Source organism: Pseudoalteromonas sp. PAB 2.2 (assembly GCF_001938575.1).
GTDB lineage: Bacteria > Pseudomonadota > Gammaproteobacteria > Enterobacterales > Alteromonadaceae > Pseudoalteromonas > Pseudoalteromonas lipolytica.
In genome coordinates this window covers 322287-340759 of the sequence record NZ_LYPI01000007.1, presented here as the reverse complement: position 1 = coordinate 340759, position 18473 = coordinate 322287, and the positions used below count along the sequence as shown (strand labels likewise).

13 protein-coding genes are annotated in these 18473 nt (G+C 41.7%); 8 read left to right on the top strand and 5 right to left on the bottom strand.

Annotation, left to right across the window (positions count from 1 at the left end):
* The first annotated feature begins 16 nt into the window (after positions 1-16).
* Both BWD47_RS01885 and BWD47_RS01880 read left to right on the top strand, forming a co-directional pair.
* Positions 17-1102 carry an efflux RND transporter periplasmic adaptor subunit gene (locus tag BWD47_RS01885; protein ID WP_036972034.1) on the top strand — a complete coding sequence of 362 codons (1086 nt, stop codon included), beginning with the start codon at positions 17-19 and terminating at the stop codon, positions 1100-1102.
* Complete coding sequence (locus tag BWD47_RS01880; RefSeq protein ID WP_036972035.1) at positions 1102-4173, top strand: efflux RND transporter permease subunit; 3072 nt, start codon at positions 1102-1104, stop codon at positions 4171-4173. The genes BWD47_RS01885 and BWD47_RS01880 overlap by 1 nt, the downstream gene beginning before the upstream one ends.
* 56 nt (positions 4174-4229) lie before the next feature.
* On the opposite strand, the gene BWD47_RS01875 is transcribed toward BWD47_RS01880, so the two are convergent.
* Positions 4230-5831, bottom strand: a complete 1602-nt coding sequence (locus BWD47_RS01875; protein ID WP_083633612.1) for an amidase — start codon at positions 5829-5831, stop codon at positions 4230-4232.
* A 1045-nt stretch (positions 5832-6876) separates the two neighbouring features.
* Here BWD47_RS01875 and nosR point away from each other — a divergent pair.
* The 6 genes from nosR (at position 6877) to BWD47_RS01845 (ending at position 14577) form a co-directional block, all read left to right on the top strand.
* Positions 6877-9012 (top strand): transcriptional regulator NosR, encoded by a 2136-nt coding sequence (gene nosR, locus BWD47_RS01870; RefSeq protein ID WP_036972036.1) that lies wholly within the window; start codon positions 6877-6879, stop codon positions 9010-9012.
* 43 nt (positions 9013-9055) lie between these two features.
* Entirely contained in the window at positions 9056-10948 is a 1893-nt protein-coding gene (nosZ, locus tag BWD47_RS01865; RefSeq protein ID WP_075593250.1) for a TAT-dependent nitrous-oxide reductase, read from the top strand.
* 72 nt (positions 10949-11020) lie between these two features.
* Complete coding sequence (locus BWD47_RS01860) at positions 11021-12334, top strand: nitrous oxide reductase family maturation protein NosD (RefSeq protein ID WP_051501903.1); 1314 nt, start codon at positions 11021-11023, stop codon at positions 12332-12334.
* Positions 12327-13247 carry an ABC transporter ATP-binding protein gene (locus tag BWD47_RS01855; RefSeq protein ID WP_075593249.1) on the top strand — a complete coding sequence of 307 codons (921 nt, stop codon included), beginning with the start codon at positions 12327-12329 and terminating at the stop codon, positions 13245-13247. Before BWD47_RS01860 ends, BWD47_RS01855 begins: the two co-directional genes overlap by 8 nt.
* On the top strand, positions 13244-14062 hold the full coding sequence (locus BWD47_RS01850) for an ABC transporter permease (protein WP_075593248.1): 819 nt from the start codon (positions 13244-13246) through the stop codon (positions 14060-14062). Before BWD47_RS01855 ends, BWD47_RS01850 begins: the two co-directional genes overlap by 4 nt.
* The gene (locus BWD47_RS01845; RefSeq protein ID WP_075593247.1) at positions 14062-14577 is read left to right on the top strand and encodes a nitrous oxide reductase accessory protein NosL; all 516 of its coding nucleotides are present in this window, start codon (positions 14062-14064) and stop codon (positions 14575-14577) included. The genes BWD47_RS01850 and BWD47_RS01845 overlap by 1 nt, the downstream gene beginning before the upstream one ends.
* A 160-nt stretch (positions 14578-14737) precedes the next feature.
* On the opposite strand, the gene BWD47_RS20075 is transcribed toward BWD47_RS01845, so the two are convergent.
* The 4 genes from BWD47_RS20075 to BWD47_RS01825 form a co-directional block, all read right to left on the bottom strand.
* Positions 14738-14899: a hypothetical protein gene (locus tag BWD47_RS20075; protein WP_178387074.1), complete on the bottom strand. Its 162-nt coding sequence runs from the start codon at positions 14897-14899 to the stop codon at positions 14738-14740.
* A 336-nt stretch (positions 14900-15235) separates the two neighbouring features.
* On the bottom strand, positions 15236-16168 hold the full coding sequence (rluF, locus tag BWD47_RS01835) for a 23S rRNA pseudouridine(2604) synthase RluF (RefSeq protein ID WP_075593245.1): 933 nt from the start codon (positions 16166-16168) through the stop codon (positions 15236-15238).
* 90 nt (positions 16169-16258) lie between these two features.
* Positions 16259-17347 (bottom strand): ABC transporter substrate-binding protein, encoded by a 1089-nt coding sequence (locus BWD47_RS01830; protein WP_075593244.1) that lies wholly within the window; start codon positions 17345-17347, stop codon positions 16259-16261.
* Positions 17348-17386: 39 nt separating this feature from the next.
* Positions 17387-18469: a DUF418 domain-containing protein gene (locus BWD47_RS01825; RefSeq protein WP_083633611.1), complete on the bottom strand. Its 1083-nt coding sequence runs from the start codon at positions 18467-18469 to the stop codon at positions 17387-17389.
* Positions 18470-18473 lie beyond the last annotated feature (4 nt).

Sequence of the window (18473 nt, the reverse complement as noted above, 5' to 3'; positions counted from 1 at the left end):
ATCTATGGAGAAGACAATGAGATTGGCATCCGCCGTGTTATTCACCACTGTATTATGGTCACTTGCGGCATGTACAGAGCAAACTGCGCAAAGCAACGCTGAGCCGGTCATACGCCCTGTTAAACTTTTCAATACCAACAGTCAGTCAGATCAGGCTATTCGTAGTTTTCCTGCAGAAGTCGTTGCCAACCAAGGGTCTTACTTGGCCTTTAGGGTCAATGGTGAATTACTTGAGTTTCCTGCACTTGCTGGCCAACATGTTGAAAAAGGCCAACTTCTTGCCAAACTTGATCCAGAAGATTTTCAGCTTCAGTACGAAGAGCGAAAAGCACGTTTTGAGCTTGCTGACTCGCAACTTGAACGCGTTCAAAAGCTATTTGATCGCTCCATCGCAAGCCAAGCAGAGCTAGACCAAGCACTGGCAAATAAGCAAGTGGCAGAGTCTGCTTTAAAAATTGCAAAAACCAATTTAGATAACAGTGAACTTCGCGCTCCTTTTGCGGGGACTGTGGCAAAAGTTTTTGTGAAGAACTTTGAAAATATCCAAGCAAAGCAAAACATATTACGTCTTGAAACCCGCGACTTAATGGATGTGGTTATCCAAGTGCCTGAAAAACTCATTGCACGCATTGATAAAGACGTTGACTACCAACCTGATGTTATTTTTGATGGCTACCCAGACAAGTCGTACCAACTCACCGTAAAAGAATTTGACACCCAAGCTGACCCAACCACCCTTACATACAAAGTGGTGTTTTCGCTGCCAGTGCCTGAAGACTTTAATCTTCTTGCGGGAATGACAGGCCGTGTTGATATTGATTTAAGCAAAATCACCCACTCACAATCAGCGTATATTCTGCTGCCTGTTGAGGCAGTGTTTTCAGAGCCTACAGAGTCTGAAAAAAATAATAGCTATGTATGGCTGTATGACGAAAACACCGGTTTAGTTCATAAAAAAGCGGTTAAAGTGGGCCAATTACACCGCAACGGTATTGAAGTGCTTTCAGGTATTGAGCAAGGTCAAATGGTGGTTGCTGCAGGAGTGCATTCCTTAGAGGAAGGCATGAAAGTACGTCCATGGCAAAAAGAGCGAGGCTTATAATGAGCTTTGCTGCACTTGCTATTGAGCGAAAAGTTATAAGCTGGATGTTCGCACTGTTTTTGCTAATAGGTGGCACCGTGGCTTATTTTGGTTTAGGGCAACTTGAAGACCCTGAGTTCACCTTGAAAAAAGCAATGGTGATCACTCTGTACCCAGGTGCCTCACCACAACAAGTTGAAGAAGAAGTTACTTTTCCAATTGAAAATGCAATTCAACAATTACCCTATGTTGATTATGTCACCAGTATTTCGTCGCCCGGTAAATCACAAATTACCGTTGAGATGAAAAGTAATTACCGCAAACAAGACCTTCGCCAAATTTGGGATGAATTGCGCCGTAAAATTAACGACCAAGCCGCAGCAATGCCTTCGGGTGTTTACCCAAGTAAAATTATGGATGATTTTGGTGATGTTTACGGTGTGATGTATGCCGTGACAGGTGATGGCTATTCGTATGATGAGTTAAAAGACTACGTTGATTATTTAAAGCGTGAGTTAGTGCTGGTTGATGGCGTAAGCAAAGTAACCGTTGGCGGTGAGCAACAAGCACAGGTAATGGTTGAAATTTCAACCCGAAAATTAGCACAATTAGGTATTTCGCCAGACCGTATTTACCAGCTTTTGCAAACCCAAAATAGTGTTTCTAACGCGGGGAAAGTACGGGTTGGCGATGAATCAATTCGTTTACACCCCACCGGTGAATTTAAAGACGTTAAAGAGCTTGAAAACCTATTAATTTCAAAGCCGGGTGAAAACGAGCTTATATATTTAGGTGATGTTGCAACGGTATTTAGAGAGTACGCAGAAGTACCAAATAACATTATTCGCTTTAATCAGCAGCAAGCACTCCTTGTAGGCGTGTCGTTCAGCACAGGTGTAAACGTGGTTGATGTGGGCGCTAAAATAGACGCGCATTTAGCTTCGTTAGAATACCAACGCCCACACGGTATAGAGATTAATAGTGTTTATAATCAGCCAGCAGAAGTCGAAAAGTCAGTCAGTGGTTTTATTATTAGCTTACTTGAAGCCGTTGCTATCGTCATTGTGGTGTTGCTGGTATTTATGGGCTTTAAAAGCGGTGTACTAATAGGTGTCATTTTACTCCTAACCGTACTCGGCACCTTTATCTTTATGAAGCTATTTGCCATTGATTTGCAGCGGATTTCGCTCGGCGCTCTGATCATTGCGCTCGGTATGCTGGTTGATAACGCGATTGTTGTTACCGAAGGTATTCTTATTAACTTAAAGCGTGGGCAAACTAAACTACAAGCTGCAACCAATATTGTTGATCAAACTAAATGGCCGTTATTGGGTGCAACTGTGATTGCGGTTACCGCATTTGCCCCAATTGGTTTAAGCTCGGATGCCAGTGGTGAGTTTGCAGGTAGCTTATTTTGGGTGTTGTTTATTTCGTTATTACTCAGTTGGATTACGGCAATTACACTCACGCCTTTCTTTGCTGACTTAATGTTTAAACAAGCTACGGAAAAACAGCCTCACCACGATGAAGACCCTTATCAAGGTATCATCTTCAATGTGTATAAAGGTGTTTTGCATTGCGCAATGCGTTACCGTAAAACCACCTTATTGCTCATGGTGATCATGCTCGTTAGTGCGGTATTTGGCTTTAAGTTTATTAAGCAATCATTCTTTCCGGCCTCGAACACCCCCATGTTTTATGTCGATTACTGGCATACTCAAGGTGCCGATATTCATACCACGATGGACGGGGTAGCAAAACTTGAAGCGTTTCTACAAGCCGATCCTCTCGTTGAAGAAGTGACCACCACGGTTGGCCAAGGTGCTCCTCGCTTTATGCTGACATACGCGCCAGAAAAGTCATACCCAGCTTATGGACAGTTGATTATTCGTGTACAAGATCGTGAGGCCGTGACAGCCATGATCAAAAAAGTGCGCGACTACCAACATGAACATGTTCTCGATGCGCAGCTTAAAGTTAAACGCATGGAAATTGGGCCATCGACCGATGCAAAAATTGAAGCGCGCTTTTCAGGCGCTGATCCTGTCGTACTTCGTCAGCTCGCTAAGCAAGCAAAAGACATTCTTCATCAAGACGCTGGTGCCTTTAATATTCGTGATGATTGGCGTGCTCGCTCTAAACTTATTCGTCCGCAGTTCAACGAACAAAAAGCACGCCGTTTAGGGATTGCTAAGTCTGATCTTGATCAGCTTTTATTAACAAGCTTATCGGGTAAACAGGTCGGCGTGTATAAAGACGGCACGCAAATGCTGCCCATTATTGCACGCTCGCCTGCAGAAGAGCGGTTAAATGTCGAAAGCCTGCGCGACTTACAAATATACAGCCCTGTATTGGGAGTCTTTGTGCCAGTTACGCAAGTAGTTGATGACTTTGTTGTTGAATGGGAAGACAGTTTAATTATGCGCCGTGACCGAAAACGCACTATCACTGTCATGGCAGACCATGATGTGATTGGTGATGAAACACCTGCGAAGCTGTTTGCCCGTGTCCGCAAAGATATTGAAGCGATTGACCTGCCACACGGCTATGAGTTGCAATGGGGCGGCGAGTTTGAATCAGCAAGCAAAGCACAAAAAGCAATTTTTGGCTCATTACCGCTTGGTTACTTGGCAATGTTTGCAATTACTGTATTGCTGTTTAACTCAGTTAAAAAACCACTGGTTATTTGGGCCACAGTGCCTCTGGCAATCATTGGTGTATCGGCAGGTTTGTTATTAATGAATGCAGCGTTTAGCTTTATGGCACTGCTTGGTTTACTGAGCTTAAGCGGCATGTTGATTAAAAACGGCATCGTATTAGTGGATCAAATTAACCTCGAACTCGATAGCGGAAAAGAGCCTTATCAAGCCGTGTTCGATTCAGGCGTTAGTCGTGTGCGCCCAGTCGCTATGGCAGCGATCACGACTATTTTAGGAATGATCCCACTTTTATTTGACGTATTCTTCCAATCAATGGCGGTCACAATCATGTTTGGGCTTGGTTTTGCGACAGTACTGACGCTTATTGTCGTGCCAGTGCTTTATACACTGTTGTTTAAAATTAAAGTACCTAAACAACGCCACAGCAATTAAGTACTCTTGTATTTGTGCCTCCCCTGAAAGGATATTTTCAGGGGAGGCACTACAAATTAATTGTATTTGTATCCAATCAATTGCTCTAACCGATGCGCAATTGCAATCAACTCTTTTTCACTCAATGCACCCCCCGTAATAGAAAGTCCAACGGGCATATGATGCACTTTACCCATAGGCAGCGTTAAATGAGGGTAGCCAGATACAGCCGGATAAGTAGAAAAGCTGCCCGTGAAGTGATCCCCATTGATACGGTCTATTGACCACGCGGGTGTTAAAGTCACAGTAATAATTGCATCAAGATTGTGTTCTTTAAGCATTTTATCTAAGCCATCTGCTCTGGTTGCTTGATGCACTTTTTGTAATGCTGTTAGATACTTCTGGTCGGTTAACGTTGCTTTTTGCTGCGACTTTTCAAATATTTCTTGTTGAAAGTAAGGCATCTCCTTAGTAGCGTGAGTTTGATTAAACTGGATCAACTTTTCTAGTGTCAGCGATTTAGATTCGTTTGGCAGTTGAGCAAGGTAGTCATTTAAAGTCGCTTTAAACTCATAGAGTAAAACATCATAACTATCTTGATAAAAATGATCATATGGCTCTGTCGATAACCCCTCAACTAATAAAGCACCTTCTTGTTCGAGCATCTGTTTAGTCTGGTTAAAAAGTGACTCAACTTGCTCATGAGCAAGTGGCGCAGCATACAGTACACCTAAACGCTTGCCTTTTAATGAGATGGAACTTTGCTCTGGCGTATAGTCATAATTAAGGTGCCCTTTTGCGATGTTTGTTGCGGGATCTTTTTCATCAAAACCTTGCATAACTGACAGTAAAATGGCCGCGTCAATTACCGAGCGTGTCATAGGCCCCGCTGTATCTTGCGTATGAGAAATAGGCACAATGCCATGGCGGCTCAATAAACCTACCGTGGGCTTTATACCCACAATACCATTTGCAGAAGACGGACACGTAATAGAGCCATTTGTTTCAGTTCCAATCGCAGCAACACTTAAAAAGGCGGCAACAGCAGCACCAGAGCCTGAACTAGACCCGCACGTAGAACGATTTAAATCATGGGGATTACGCGTTTGCCCCCCAATCGCACTCCACCCAGACGATGAACGTTCAGAGCGCATATTGGCCCATTCACTTAAATTTGTTTTGCCTAAAATAATGGCCCCTGCACGTTTAAGTTTGGCAATAATTGGCGCATCTCTGTGCGTAAAATTATCTTTTAATGCTAACGAGCCTGCCGTTGTAGGCATAGTCTCAGTTTCGATATTATCTTTTACTAAAATTGGTATGCCATGCAAAGGGCCGCGTAACTTACCATGACTAAGCGCTTCATCAAGTTGCATAGCTATGCTTATAGCATCGGGGTTCATTGCAACCACAGCATTTAATTGAGGATTGAGCTCATCGATTTGCTGAATAAAAAACTGTGTTAATTCAGTTGCTGTGAGCTGTTTTTCTTTCATTGCCTGAATTAATTGCGGGATTGTACTTTGTTGAACAAGGTTTTTTAGTTGTTGATTTCTTTGTTCAGAGAGTGGGGTATTTTCTTTTGCAGACACGTTAACTGTAAAGCATAAAGCGGCTAAAAAAACACTTAATGCGAATGCAGGTAAAGCACGAATAACCTGACTAATTCCTGTATACATTTGTCGTTCCTGTTTTATAGAGTGTTGTTGATTGTTATTTTAAAATCGGTATTTACCCATACTTTTATCAAAAATTGCTATTTCTTTACTACACAATGGATTAAACACTGAGCGTTCTCTTGCCCATTACCTGCACCAAATACCCATACTGTTCAATAGTCTAGCCCGACAAAGGTACACGGTGCTAAATGAGTGTTTTAGTCAAATCAGCGATATTGGGCATGCACTGCTTCTCTTTTAATTTAACGTCAATTGCGTCAGTTACAAAGCAGCATTTTCAATCAGCGCTTGCTCATAGCCATCACGTTAAATATTCTCACGAAGAAAATTGAGTCTTTAGCCTGTGGTATTGATGAAACAGGCACTATGTTGTAATCACTGCCGCCAAGGCATGCCGTTTCTTATTGTTCAAGCAGGTTATCTGGCCGCAGGCTGTTAAAGAGCATGGCTGACGGTGAAATAAACCGCTTTTTGGTGTTCATCACCACCCCCTTTTTAGTCATGCGGTACGACTGTATTTAATTACCTAAAAGTGTATATACATGGTATGTACGAATGTATTTTAAACACTCTTAAACAATGATTTTCCCACCAATAAAAAAACACCATAAATAGGGTTAAACACACCAAAACATTGCATTTAAATAAATAATAAAAACCATGCAACCGCTATTTACATGCGATTAAAAATACAAAGGCATGAATAAAAAAACCAAATTAAAAACCGATTAATCCTTCTTTACCAGTTTATTTATAAAATCAAGACTAACCCTAACGTACTAAAAAATATTCCTTACACTACCCTTAGTTAGGTACTCCTTACTAGGTATATCATCTCTCTAAAATTTATACTTAAATTAATTATTAAATTTTCTGTAACACATTAACCCCACTCGAAAAAACACATGTAGTTAAATGTTATCTAGTCAAAAATTGATCAAGGTCACTAAAATCATTGTAAAGAAGAGTAAGGTTATTAATGAGAAAAATAAAACAATATAACTTTCCTAAATAAAGCCATTTATAAGGAATTGTTGGTGCTGTTATGAATATAAAATCAACCTGGCTTTTGTACCTCTGCGCGATGATGTTATTTATACTTACATTACCTTGCGAGGCGGTGTTTGTAAGCCCACCAAAAGATCCCATGCCATTCATTGAGGAAATTTTTCCCCAAGCGACACATATTGGTGAAAAACAGCGGATATCTAATGACGAAAGTGCGCCTTTCGCATGGGTCGTTTATCAAGACAAAAACGTACTGGGCTACGCTTTTGAAACCAATGATATTGCCAAAATTCCAGCTTATTCGGGCGAGCCAGTGAATATGCTCGTTGCCATTGACCCCCAAGGTAATTATTTAGGGGTGAAGGTATTAGAGCATCACGAGCCGATTATTTTAACGGGTATCCCAGAATCAAAACTATGGGAGTTTACTGATCAATACACAGGCTTACATGTTAGCGATCGCCTTAAAGTAGGTGGCAGCAGCTCAGATAATATCGTCAACATTGATGGACTTTCTGGTGCCACAGTCACGGTCATGGTCATGAATGATGCGGTAACTAAGTCAGCAAAAAAAATCGCCGCACGTTTAAACATAATTGATCTTGAAGCTTTAAATCGCTTACCAATGGCCACTATAAAGCACGATGTTTATCAACCAGCAAGTTGGCAAGCGTTAACGGGTGACGGGTCTATTCGCCGCTTGTACCTAAGTCGAGAGGCCGTTGATGAGGCGTTTGTAGGCACAGAAGCAGAACACATTGATGCAGCTGCTCCTGAACAAAAAAGCGCTATGTTCGCTGAGCTTTATTACGCGCAAGCTAATATTCCTCACATAGGCATAAACTTACTTGGTGAGAGTGAGTACCAATGGCTTATGGCGCAATTAGCCCCCGGTGAGCATGCCTTTATTGTGCTAGGAAATGGCTATTCTTTTAAAGGCTCAGGCTACGTTCGTGGCGGTATTTTTGACCGTATTCAACTTTTGCAAAATGGCGACACCATTTCATTCCACGATTTAGACCACTTTCGCGTCACTGATATTTACGCCACAGGCGCACCCAAATTCAAAGAAATGTCTATTTTTATCGCACGCGCTCACGATGAGTTTAACCCCGGAGCCGATTGGCAATTAGAGCTATTAGTACGCCGTCAAATGGGCGCTATCGACAGCACATTCACGAGCTTTAAAGGCGATTATCATACTTTAGATAAATATGTCAGTCGCCCCGCTATGCCTGAACCCGTAGCTGAATTATCACTGACGCAACAAGTATGGCAAGACAAGCAAGTGGAAGTGATTATTCTGCTGTTCCTCATGCTTCTATTAGGCGCTACCTTAATATTTCAGGATATTCTGGTGCGTCACCCAACCTTTTTACACAATTTCCGACACATATTCCTTATCGTGGTGGTGGTGTTTATCGGCTGGAGCTGGGGCGGACAACTCTCTGTAGTGAACGTATTCACTTTTTTACAAGCACTGATGTCTGATTTTTCGTGGGATTTATTTTTACTCGACCCCGTTATTTTCATTCTTTGGTGTGCTGCTGCGGTGACCATTATGATGTTCGGGCGCGCCGTATACTGTGGATGGTTATGTCCATTTGGCGCTTTGCAAGAGCTACTAAATGTATTTGCACGCTATGTGAAGCTGCCGCAAATAGAGCCCCCTTTTGCAGTGCATGAACGTTTATGGGCCATTAAGTACCTTATTTTACTGGCTTTATTCGGCATGTCTCTTGACTCTATGGCTGTTGCAGAGCAAATGGCTGAAGTTGAACCATTTAAAACCACCTTCTTACTCAAGTTTGATAGACAATGGCCATTTGTGTTGTATGCCGTGTCTTTGCTGGTAATTAATTTATTTAACCGAAAATTCTTTTGTCGCTACTTATGCCCATTAGGCGCAGCGCTCTCTGTGGGCTCTAATTTACGCTTGTTTAGTTGGTTAAAACGTCGACCTGAGTGTGGTCAGCCATGTAAAACCTGCGCTAAAGAATGCGAAATACAAGCTATTCACCCTGATGGTTCAATCAATATGCGCGAGTGTCACTACTGTCTTGACTGTCAAGTCACCTATTTTAATGAACAGAAATGTCCACCTCTAAAGAAACTTGCCAGGAAGAAGAATAAATTTCAGGAAAAAGAAATACCCACGGTGGACGTTAGCTAACTACGCCCATCACCAAGCACAATGAAATAACCGGAGGAAGTCCATGAGTGATAGGAAAAAGCTCCCAGAACAAAAACAGCTGAAAGACGAAAGCAGACGTAAGTTTTTTGCTAAAAGTGCTTTATTAGGTGCAGGTGTAGTTGCAGCGCCTATGTCAGCTACTATGTTCGCATCAATGGCTAAGGCACAAGCCGCAGAAGCAGGCAGTAACAGTGCCACTGTTCACCCAGGTGAACTAGATGAATATTATGGTTTTTGGAGTGGAGGCCACTCGGGGGAAGTGCGTATTTTAGGTATTCCGTCAATGCGGGAACTCATGCGTATTCCTGTTTTTAATACCGACAGCGCAACAGGCTGGGGTCTGACGAATGAATCTAAACGCATCAAAGGCGACAGCGCACATCTGCAATGTGGTGACTCACACCATCCGCATATGAGTATGACTGATGGCCGTTACGACGGTAAATATGTGTTCATTAACGACAAGGCCAACAGTCGTGTAGCACGTATTCGCTGCGATGTTATGAAAACCGATAAAATGCTAACCGTTCCTAATGTTCAAGCAATCCATGGCTTGCGTGTGCAAAAGGTTCCACACACTAAATATGTGATCTGTAATGGCGAATTCGAAATTCCCATGAACAACGATGGCAAAGCATCAATGGATGACATTAGCACCTATCGTTCATTGTTTAATGTGATTAATGCCGAAACCATGGAAGTCGCATTCCAAGTAATGGTGGATGGTAATTTAGATAACACCGACGCCGACTTTGACGGAAAGTATTTTGCATCAACCTGTTATAACTCAGAAATGGGGGTCACACTCGGTGATATGATCTCATCTGAACGTGACCATGTTGTTGTATTTAACTTACCGCGATGCGAAGCCGCCATTAAAGCAGGCAAATTTAAAACCTACAATGGCAATAATGTACCAGTGTTAGATGGCCGTAAAGGGTCAACACTCACAGCGTACATTCCGGTTCCTAAATCACCACATGGTTTAAATACCTCACCCAATGGCGACTATTTTATTGCTAATGGTAAGTTATCACCGACTGTTTCTGTGATTTCAATTAAGAAACTAGATGACCTATTTGATAACAAAATTAAGCCTCGCGACACCATCGTTGCAGAACCTGAACTAGGCTTAGGGCCACTTCATACCGCATTTGATAACCGTGGTAACGCTTACACCACGCTGTTTATCGACAGCCAAATTGCGAAGTGGAGCGTTGAAGATGCTATCAAGGCATACAATGGTGAGAAAGTGAACTACATACGTCAGAAGTTAGATGTTCACTATCAGCCGGGGCACAACCATACTTCACAAGGTGAAACCCGTGATGCAGATGGTAAATGGCTTATTGCACTGTGTAAGTTCTCAAAAGATAGGTTCTTACCTGTCGGGCCATTACGTGCAGAAAATGATCAGCTCATAGATATTTCAGGTGATGAAATGAAGTTGGTTCACGATGGCCCAACTTTCGCTGAACCTCACGACTGTATCATTGTTCACCGCTCTAAGGTGAAGCCAAATAAACTGTGGGAGCGAAACGATCCTTTCTTTGCCGATACTATCGCAATGGCAAAAGCAGACGGCGTTAATGTTTACGCTGATAACAAAGTGGTGAGAGACGGCAAAAAAGTACGTGTCTACATGACCTCAATTGCCCCTAGCTTTGGCATGACTGAGTTTAGAGTGAAACTAGGTGACGAAGTCACTGTGGTTATTACTAACTTAGACCAAGTTGAAGACGTGACACACGGTTTCTGTATGACCAATCATGGTGTGCAGATGGAAGTTGCACCGCAAGCAGCGGCATCCATAACGTTTATCGCTGATAAACCGGGTGTGCAGTGGTACTACTGTAACTGGTTCTGTCATGCACTGCATATGGAAATGCGAGGCCGCATGTTAGTTGAAGCGTAAGCTTCGTATTTGGGTATGGGACTTTCCCATACCCTTTATCGTTACAAATAGAAGGTTTATTGAGTGCAATTAATTTGGTTACACCGTTTATGTGGAGCAATACTGCTCTGTTTTTCATGTTATTCGTTGGCAGTGAGTACGCGACTCTCTGCAGCTGATGATTTACAAGCGCAGTTAGATAGCGCAAAAGCAGGCGACACAATTGTTTTAACGAAAGGTATTTACCAAGGAAATTTTGTTGTCAATAAAGCCATCCACCTTATTGGTGAAACAGGTGCTGTCATTGATGCTTTAGGCGAAGGCCACGCATTACTGTTAAAAAGTTCACATATTTCGATTAAAAATCTCGAGATAGTGAATTGGGGAAATAACTTAACCGAACAACATTCCGGTATTTATTCAGATCAAAAAGCAGAGCAACTAATGATTGCCAATAACCACCTTAAAGGCGATGGTTTTGGTATTTGGTTACAAAAAGGCCAGCATGTACAGGTTTTAAATAACGTGATTGTTGGCAATAAAGCCCTGCGTTCAGCAGATCGCGGCAATGGTATTCAGCTCTCCAATGTGCAACATGTACTGGTTAAAGGAAATGATGTCTCTTACACGCGCGATGGCCTGTACATAATATCAAGCCAAGATAACGTATTAGAAAATAACACGCTTCATGATCTACGCTATGGCGTTCATTACATGTATTCCCACGACAATAAAGTACTCAATAATAACGCATACAATACGCGGGCTGGTTATGCCTTAATGAGCTCGCGCAATTTAGTGATCCAAGGTAATCGAACGACTAACAGTGAAGATTATGGGTTACTAATGAATTTTATTACCTCGTCAGACATCCTAAACAATCACATTTCTAATGTTTGGACCAAGCCCGAAAACAAAGTATTAGGGCGAGACGGAAAAGGCTTTTTTGTATACAACTCAGCGTATAACAACATTGTCGATAACGTGGTTGATACCACAGAAATTGGTATTCACCTCACTGCAGGCTCTGAGCATACGCAAGTGTATGGCAACAGCTTTATAAATAACCCCACGCAAGTCAAATACGTTTCCAATAAAAAACAAGAATGGAGTCACGATAGCCGCGGTAACTATTGGAGCAATTATTTAGGCTGGGATATGAATAATGATGGCGTGGGTGATGTTGCCTTTGAACCCAACGATGGAATTGATAAATTGGTTTGGCAATACCCAGAAATGAAAATGCTAATGGATAGCCCATCGGTATTAACACTGCGCTGGGTACAACGCCAATTTCCTGTATTAAAGCCTGCAGGGGTTAAAGACAGCTACCCATTAATGCGCTCCCCACACTCACCTCATGTTATTAAATCGCAGAGTGATATCAAGGACAAACAACATGACTAACACGCCCGTGGTTTCAATGAACCAAGTAACAAAAAGCTATGGCAGTCTCACAGCAGTCAATAACCTTAGCTGCGAGCTCGCGCCCGGTGAAGTGCTCGGCCTTTTTGGTCATAATGGTGCTGGCAAAACAACCATGATGAAACTCATTCTGGGTATCACATCGCCAACAAATGGCCGTGTCGATGTACTCGGTGCTAAACCAGACTCCAAAGCCGCATGGCATATTCGCTCCCAAGTCGGTTACTTGCCTGAAAATGTCAGTTTTTATGAGCATTTAACAGGAATAGAAGTACTCAATTACTTTGCAAAACTGAAAGGTTTTAACAAACAACACGCAAAAGATTTAATAGCGCAAGTAGGATTAACAGAGGCAATGAACCGCGCGGTTAAAACATATTCCAAAGGAATGCGTCAACGTTTAGGACTTGCCCAGGCATTTTTAGGTAAACCTAAATTACTATTACTAGATGAACCAACGGTTGGGCTTGACCCGGTTGCAACAACTGAATTTTACCAACAAGTTGACAACCTTAAAGCACACGGCACCAGTATTATCCTGTGCTCTCATGTATTACCAGGGGTTGAGCGCCATATTGACCGTGCGATTATTCTGAGTAAAGGACAACAACTTGCTTGCGGTAATTTAGCCAGTCTACGCGCACATGCAAACTTAGATATACGCATTAAAACTCGCGGTGTTTCCCCTTCTGAGCTCGTTAATGACTCACAATTAATGACTCATGTTGAACTCTGTCACGATACCGATTTATTGGTAAAAGACGAGAATAAAATGAATGTTCTCCGCGAGCTCGTTAAATACCGTCATTTAGATGATATACACATTGAACAACCCGATTTAAATCAGGTTTATCAACAAATTTTATCTCAAGCGCCACAAAAGGGAAGCATATGAAATCAGTCTTCACTGTTGCTGCAAAAGAGTTTAGCGATGGTCTTCGCAACCGTTGGTTGCTCTCAATTACAATTATTTTTGCCTTATTATCAGTAGGGCTGACCTATTTTGGCTCAGCGGTCGCAGGAGAAACAGGGTTAACCTCAACCTCGACCACTGTAGCAAGCTTAGCAAGTTTAGCTGTTTTTCTTATTCCCTTAATCGCCTTGTTACTCAGTTACGACAGCTTTGTAGGTGAGCTAGAAAGTGGCACCTTACTCTTATTACTCACCTACCCTATCAACAAAACCCAATTACTAATGGGTAAGTTTATAGGGCAAGGAAGTATCATTGCACTGGCAATTTTAATTGGTTTTGGTGCTTCAGGCGTCATTTTATATGCCCATACTCAACAAACAGAAATTATTACCGTATTTTCATTATTCATAGCCAGTGCCGTTATGTTAGGCCTTAGCTTCATTGCTATTGCCTTCATAATTAGTATCTCGGTGAGTGAAAAGTCAAAAGCTGCCGGTGCCGCTCTAATAGTCTGGTTTATTTTCGCACTCATATTTGATCTCGGTTTACTCGCTCTTCTCGTAGGCACAGAAGATGGTATAAGCCAACAATCACTCACGTTTCTGATGATGTTGAATCCCGCTGATATTTTTAGATTAGTGAATCTAGCAGGCTTAGACAGCGCCGATGTAAACGGGGCTCTTGCTATTGCAATACGCTCAAGCCTGTCGCTTACTCAGTTGCTTTGCATGCTCGTCGTCTGGGTTATCTTGCCATTAATTTTAGCCATCACACTATTTACTAAAAAGAGAATGTAATGAACGTTAAAACCTTACTGCCGATACTGCCACTTCTATTCATGCTTTGTGCCTGTGGGGAGAATGAAATTAAACAGACACCCAGCCAAGCAGTTGCAATTGAAGCAACCGATGAATGTCATTTATGCGGCATGTTGATTTCAGAATTTCCAGGCCCGAAGGCTGAACTACTGCAAACTGATACAAACTCGGGCTCGGGCAAAAAAATACATAAGTTTTGTTCAACACGAGATATGTTCAGTTACTACCTAGAACCTGAAAACACACGTAATGTAAGCGATATTTTTGTACATGACATGAGTAAAACACCCTGGCATAAACCCGCCGATAATTACTTTATAAATGCGCGAAAAGCTTGGTATGTTGCGGGCTCATCTCAACAAGGCGCTATGGGGAATACATTGGCCAGTTTTGCAACTGAACAAGATGCGATAAACTTTCAAAATGAATTTGGCGGGCATGTCATTCGTTTCGAAGATATCACACACGCTATTCTAATGCCTGCTCATCATTAAAAATGATAAAAGCGATACGCAATCTACCCATGTAAATCAGGTAGATTGCTTTTATGTACACGATACTTTTTCTAGTTTACTAGCTTCTGACAACAGTTCCCAAAGATTCACGGTGTTGAAGTAATTCATCAACGCCTTGCTCATGCAATATAGCAACGAGCTATTCAAGCACGTCATCTTTTTGAGGCGCTACAGGCTGCGTTAATAGCAAAGAAGTAAGATTACCAAACCCAGGATGCTCAAAATCTGGATTCTCAAGGCCATGATGTGCTCTTAGCGTTAACAGCATAAGTGCAGCATAAGGTGTAAATTGCCAATTCATATTGTCGAACTCAAAAAACATCTTACTTGGTGGCGATGCAACCTGAGCGACTTGATCATCACATAACTGATTAAGATAAGCGGTGATTTTTGTTACGTCAGTACTATCCCTGTTATCTAAAATAGCTTGGTAAGCAAAATTATCAACTACTGGTTTTAAGGTATTGCCACCAGCTATGTTATCGAGAACGTAATCTAAATCGACTTAAAACTATATAAGAAGCAATACCTGGTACAAAATTGGGGGTTAAGCGATAAGTACAGTGTTGTTGGTGAAGCGAGCACCAACAACACATAATAGTTGAAGATAAAATTGAGCAAAACGCCGTTATAGCGTTTACTTTTTCAAACTCAATGTGCCAGTACGTTTTGTGCTACTTCGCTTTATTTGGTTTGACCTAGGTTTACCTTGATTCGCTTTATTCGAGCCTGGTTTTGAGTCTGTGCGGCCTTTTTTAACATAGCTAGAAAAGTCGCGTTTTTTCTCGCCTTCTGAACGTGGTTGAGGCGTTCTTGGCTTAGTTGGCTGTTTATTATCGTCAATTGAACGTTCCTCTGTTTTACCCGAGTCTGCAATTGAGTTATTAATTTCAGCCATCTCTTGCTCAGTTAAATGGCGCCATTGCCCCACTTTTAAGCCTTTTAACGTCACATTCATAATACGTGTACGTTTAAGCGTGACCACTTCGTAGCCGAGGTATTCACACATACGGCGAATTTGACGATTTAGCCCTTGCGTTAACACAATAGTAAACTGCTGTGGGCCAGTTTGTTTCACTTTGCACTTTTTCGTCACGGTATCTAAAATTGGAATACCATTTGCCATTTTGTTTACAAACTGACGATTAAGTGGCTTATCGACAGTGACTACATATTCTTTTTCGTGGTTATTGCCCGCTCGTAAAATCTTATTAACGATATCGCCTTCGTTGGTTAAAAAGATTAAGCCTTCAGATGGGCGGTCTAATCGACCAATTGGGAAAATACGCTCAGGATAATTAACCGCTTTTACGATGTTACTTTGAATTTTTCGCTCAGTGGTACAGGTAATACCAACGGGTTTATTATATGCAATATAAACACGTTTCGGTTTGGCTTTGAGTGGTTTACCATCAATAAGTACTTCATCAGCATCACTGACTTTAACACCCATTTCTGGCAAATTACCATTAACAGTAACACGACCTTCCTCAATATATTTATCAGCCTCTCTGCGCGAACAAAACCCTGTTTCACTGATAAATTTATTTAATCGCTTTAACTCTGTCATGGCACACTTCTGTCTTAATTTTAAAGCCGCTAGTTTATACCAGAACCCTATAGCACGCTAGGCAGATTAATCTTCGTTTAACGGCTCGCTTTAATGCAGTGCAGGTTTTTCGGTGAGCAACGTCTGCAATGTGTCAAAATCAAACCGATACTCTGCATTGCGAGTATTGCGCAGCAAAAAAGCATCGAATGGAATAACTGACCAGTCCGTGATATCACTGAGCCAATGGTAACTTGTCACATTTTGGTTCGTGATCACGCCTAATTTAAATTTAATTTCATGATGAGTTTGCCAATATGGATGACCATTATGATGATCGACCAAACTAATTAACGCCCACGCCCCCATCATAAAGTGCCCGCCTACACTGGCTGTTAAGCGCCCTTGTTCAATTAACCTTAAGTTGTCATCAAGCCAGTCTATGCCGCCGATAAAATAGCGTTTGCCTGACTTTTCTTTAACTGCATCAAGTGCGCCCAGTGCCATTAAATCCGATGCACACCAAATAACATTCGTTTGTGGGTAACGGTGCAATAGACGGCGCACTTTTTCAGTGGCTTCGGTTTTATTCCAATTTGCATAAACAACTTGCTCAAGCTCGACATGTTGGGTTCGTAAATAGTGACTTAAACCATTACTGCGAGTATCTGATTCAGTCCCATAGTGACCGTTAATGGCCACAAATTTGGGTTCTTGTTTTGCTTGTTTAGCATTATCAAACAATGCTTTTCCTAATTGTATACCCGCTTCAAAATTATCGTGATAAACCTCTGCGAGCCAATATTTAAAATGCTCTGAGGGTTTACCAATTTGCTGGCGCTCTGCGCCGAGGATGGTTTCTTCTAATGTGATGAACTTTATCTTGTGACTTTCAAGTAAGCTCATTGATTGCTCTGCTCCCCCAGGGTAATTAATCAGTACAACATAGTCGGGAGTGGCGTTGTATTTAAGATAGTGTCTGAGCTCTTCTAACTGAATATGCCGATTGCCACCACCGTAAATAATATCAAGCTTGACGTTACTGTGTGTTGCCGCAGCTTGCATTACTGCTGTGACTTTTTGCCAAAAAGGCTCCGCTTTTACCGAGGGATTTACAAATAGCACCGAAAATTGCTCTACAGCAAAGAGTGGTAAAGAGCAAAGCAGTATTAAAACAATCAATATAACCCGCATGTTCATTCCAGCACGTTATTTTTTAAAAGTATAGTATACGGGTAATTATCGTGACAGTTTTCGCCACACGGTCTCACACGGACCGTATCGAAACAGTTGAGTATATACTTTGCAAAATACCAGCTGAAAGACAACCACACCCGCAATAAGAAGCCAATAATTAATGCGATCAAAGCTCAACACCCACTCAGGGAACATGACTTTAAAACACACTAAAAATATCACGGTTTGCATTAAGTAAAGGGTTAAAGACATACGCCCTGCTTGTTGTAATACTAAACACTTTTCGGGGTTATTCTTAACGTATTTTACGAGTATATGAATATACAACGTTGCCATCGCAAGTGCTGCAAACCAAGAGAAAGGCTCAGCCAATGCGACCATAAGTACATGTGTATTTGGTTCAACCGCTAATCGTAAAACGGTAAAGCCCAGCGCTGCAGGCACAATAAAGTTTAACTGTTCTCTAGTAAGGCCATTTGCGAAGATCTTTTGTTTATACAAATACATCCCAATCAGCATGAGCCCGCCAGCCATCCACAGCGTAATAAGCGGAACAGCTATAATCATGATGATAAACATCAACATATTACTCATAAAGCCCGCTAAATAGGATGAAAATGCCGCATTGTATGCCTCTAAAAAAGCCGCAGAGTCACGCGTAACAGGAAGCAGTTCAGGTTCAATAAATGCCAATAAAAAAGAGGAGAGTGCACCGAGTAGCAGAAATAGCATGCCCATTCTTACTATTTTATCATTCGGTTCATGGCTGAACTTGAGTGCCAACCACCCTGCACATGCATAAATGAATAAAATATCACCAGCCCAAAGTAAAAACCCATGGGCCAACCCTATAAACGCTAATACTTTTAAACGCTTATGCAATGCATCTATGCTTTGCCAGCGCTGTAATTGAATTGTAAGTGCTGCGCCAAACAATAAACAAAAGAGGGTTCGAAACCGGCCATCAATAAAGACTAAGTTAATAATATTTATAAACTTATCCGCCACAGAAGGTGTTGCACTTGTTACATAGCCATACTCAAAAACACCAAAGTAATAGGCATTCATGAACATTAAACCCAGTACCGCAATCCCTCTTAACACATCCATATTAATATTGCGCATATAT

What these genes read in the sequence shown, in the direction of transcription:
- BWD47_RS01845 (WP_075593247.1), top strand. Translation starts at nt 14,062, where the DNA reads ATGAACGTTAAAACCTTACTGCCGATACTGCCACTTCTATTCATGCTT.
- BWD47_RS01825 (WP_083633611.1), bottom strand. Translation starts at nt 18,469, where the DNA reads ATGCGCAATATTAATATGGATGTGTTAAGAGGGATTGCGGTACTGGGT.
- BWD47_RS01875 (WP_083633612.1), bottom strand. Translation starts at nt 5,831, where the DNA reads ATGTATACAGGAATTAGTCAGGTTATTCGTGCTTTACCTGCATTCGCA.
- BWD47_RS20075 (WP_178387074.1), bottom strand. Translation starts at nt 14,899, where the DNA reads ATGAATTGGCAATTTACACCTTATGCTGCACTTATGCTGTTAACGCTA.
- BWD47_RS01885 (WP_036972034.1), top strand. Translation starts at nt 17, where the DNA reads ATGAGATTGGCATCCGCCGTGTTATTCACCACTGTATTATGGTCACTT.
- BWD47_RS01830 (WP_075593244.1), bottom strand. Translation starts at nt 17,347, where the DNA reads ATGAACATGCGGGTTATATTGATTGTTTTAATACTGCTTTGCTCTTTA.
- rluF (WP_075593245.1), bottom strand. Translation starts at nt 16,168, where the DNA reads ATGACAGAGTTAAAGCGATTAAATAAATTTATCAGTGAAACAGGGTTT.
- BWD47_RS01855 (WP_075593249.1), top strand. Translation starts at nt 12,327, where the DNA reads ATGACTAACACGCCCGTGGTTTCAATGAACCAAGTAACAAAAAGCTAT.
- BWD47_RS01850 (WP_075593248.1), top strand. Translation starts at nt 13,244, where the DNA reads ATGAAATCAGTCTTCACTGTTGCTGCAAAAGAGTTTAGCGATGGTCTT.
- BWD47_RS01880 (WP_036972035.1), top strand. Translation starts at nt 1,102, where the DNA reads ATGAGCTTTGCTGCACTTGCTATTGAGCGAAAAGTTATAAGCTGGATG.
- nosZ (WP_075593250.1), top strand. Translation starts at nt 9,056, where the DNA reads ATGAGTGATAGGAAAAAGCTCCCAGAACAAAAACAGCTGAAAGACGAA.
- nosR (WP_036972036.1), top strand. Translation starts at nt 6,877, where the DNA reads ATGAATATAAAATCAACCTGGCTTTTGTACCTCTGCGCGATGATGTTA.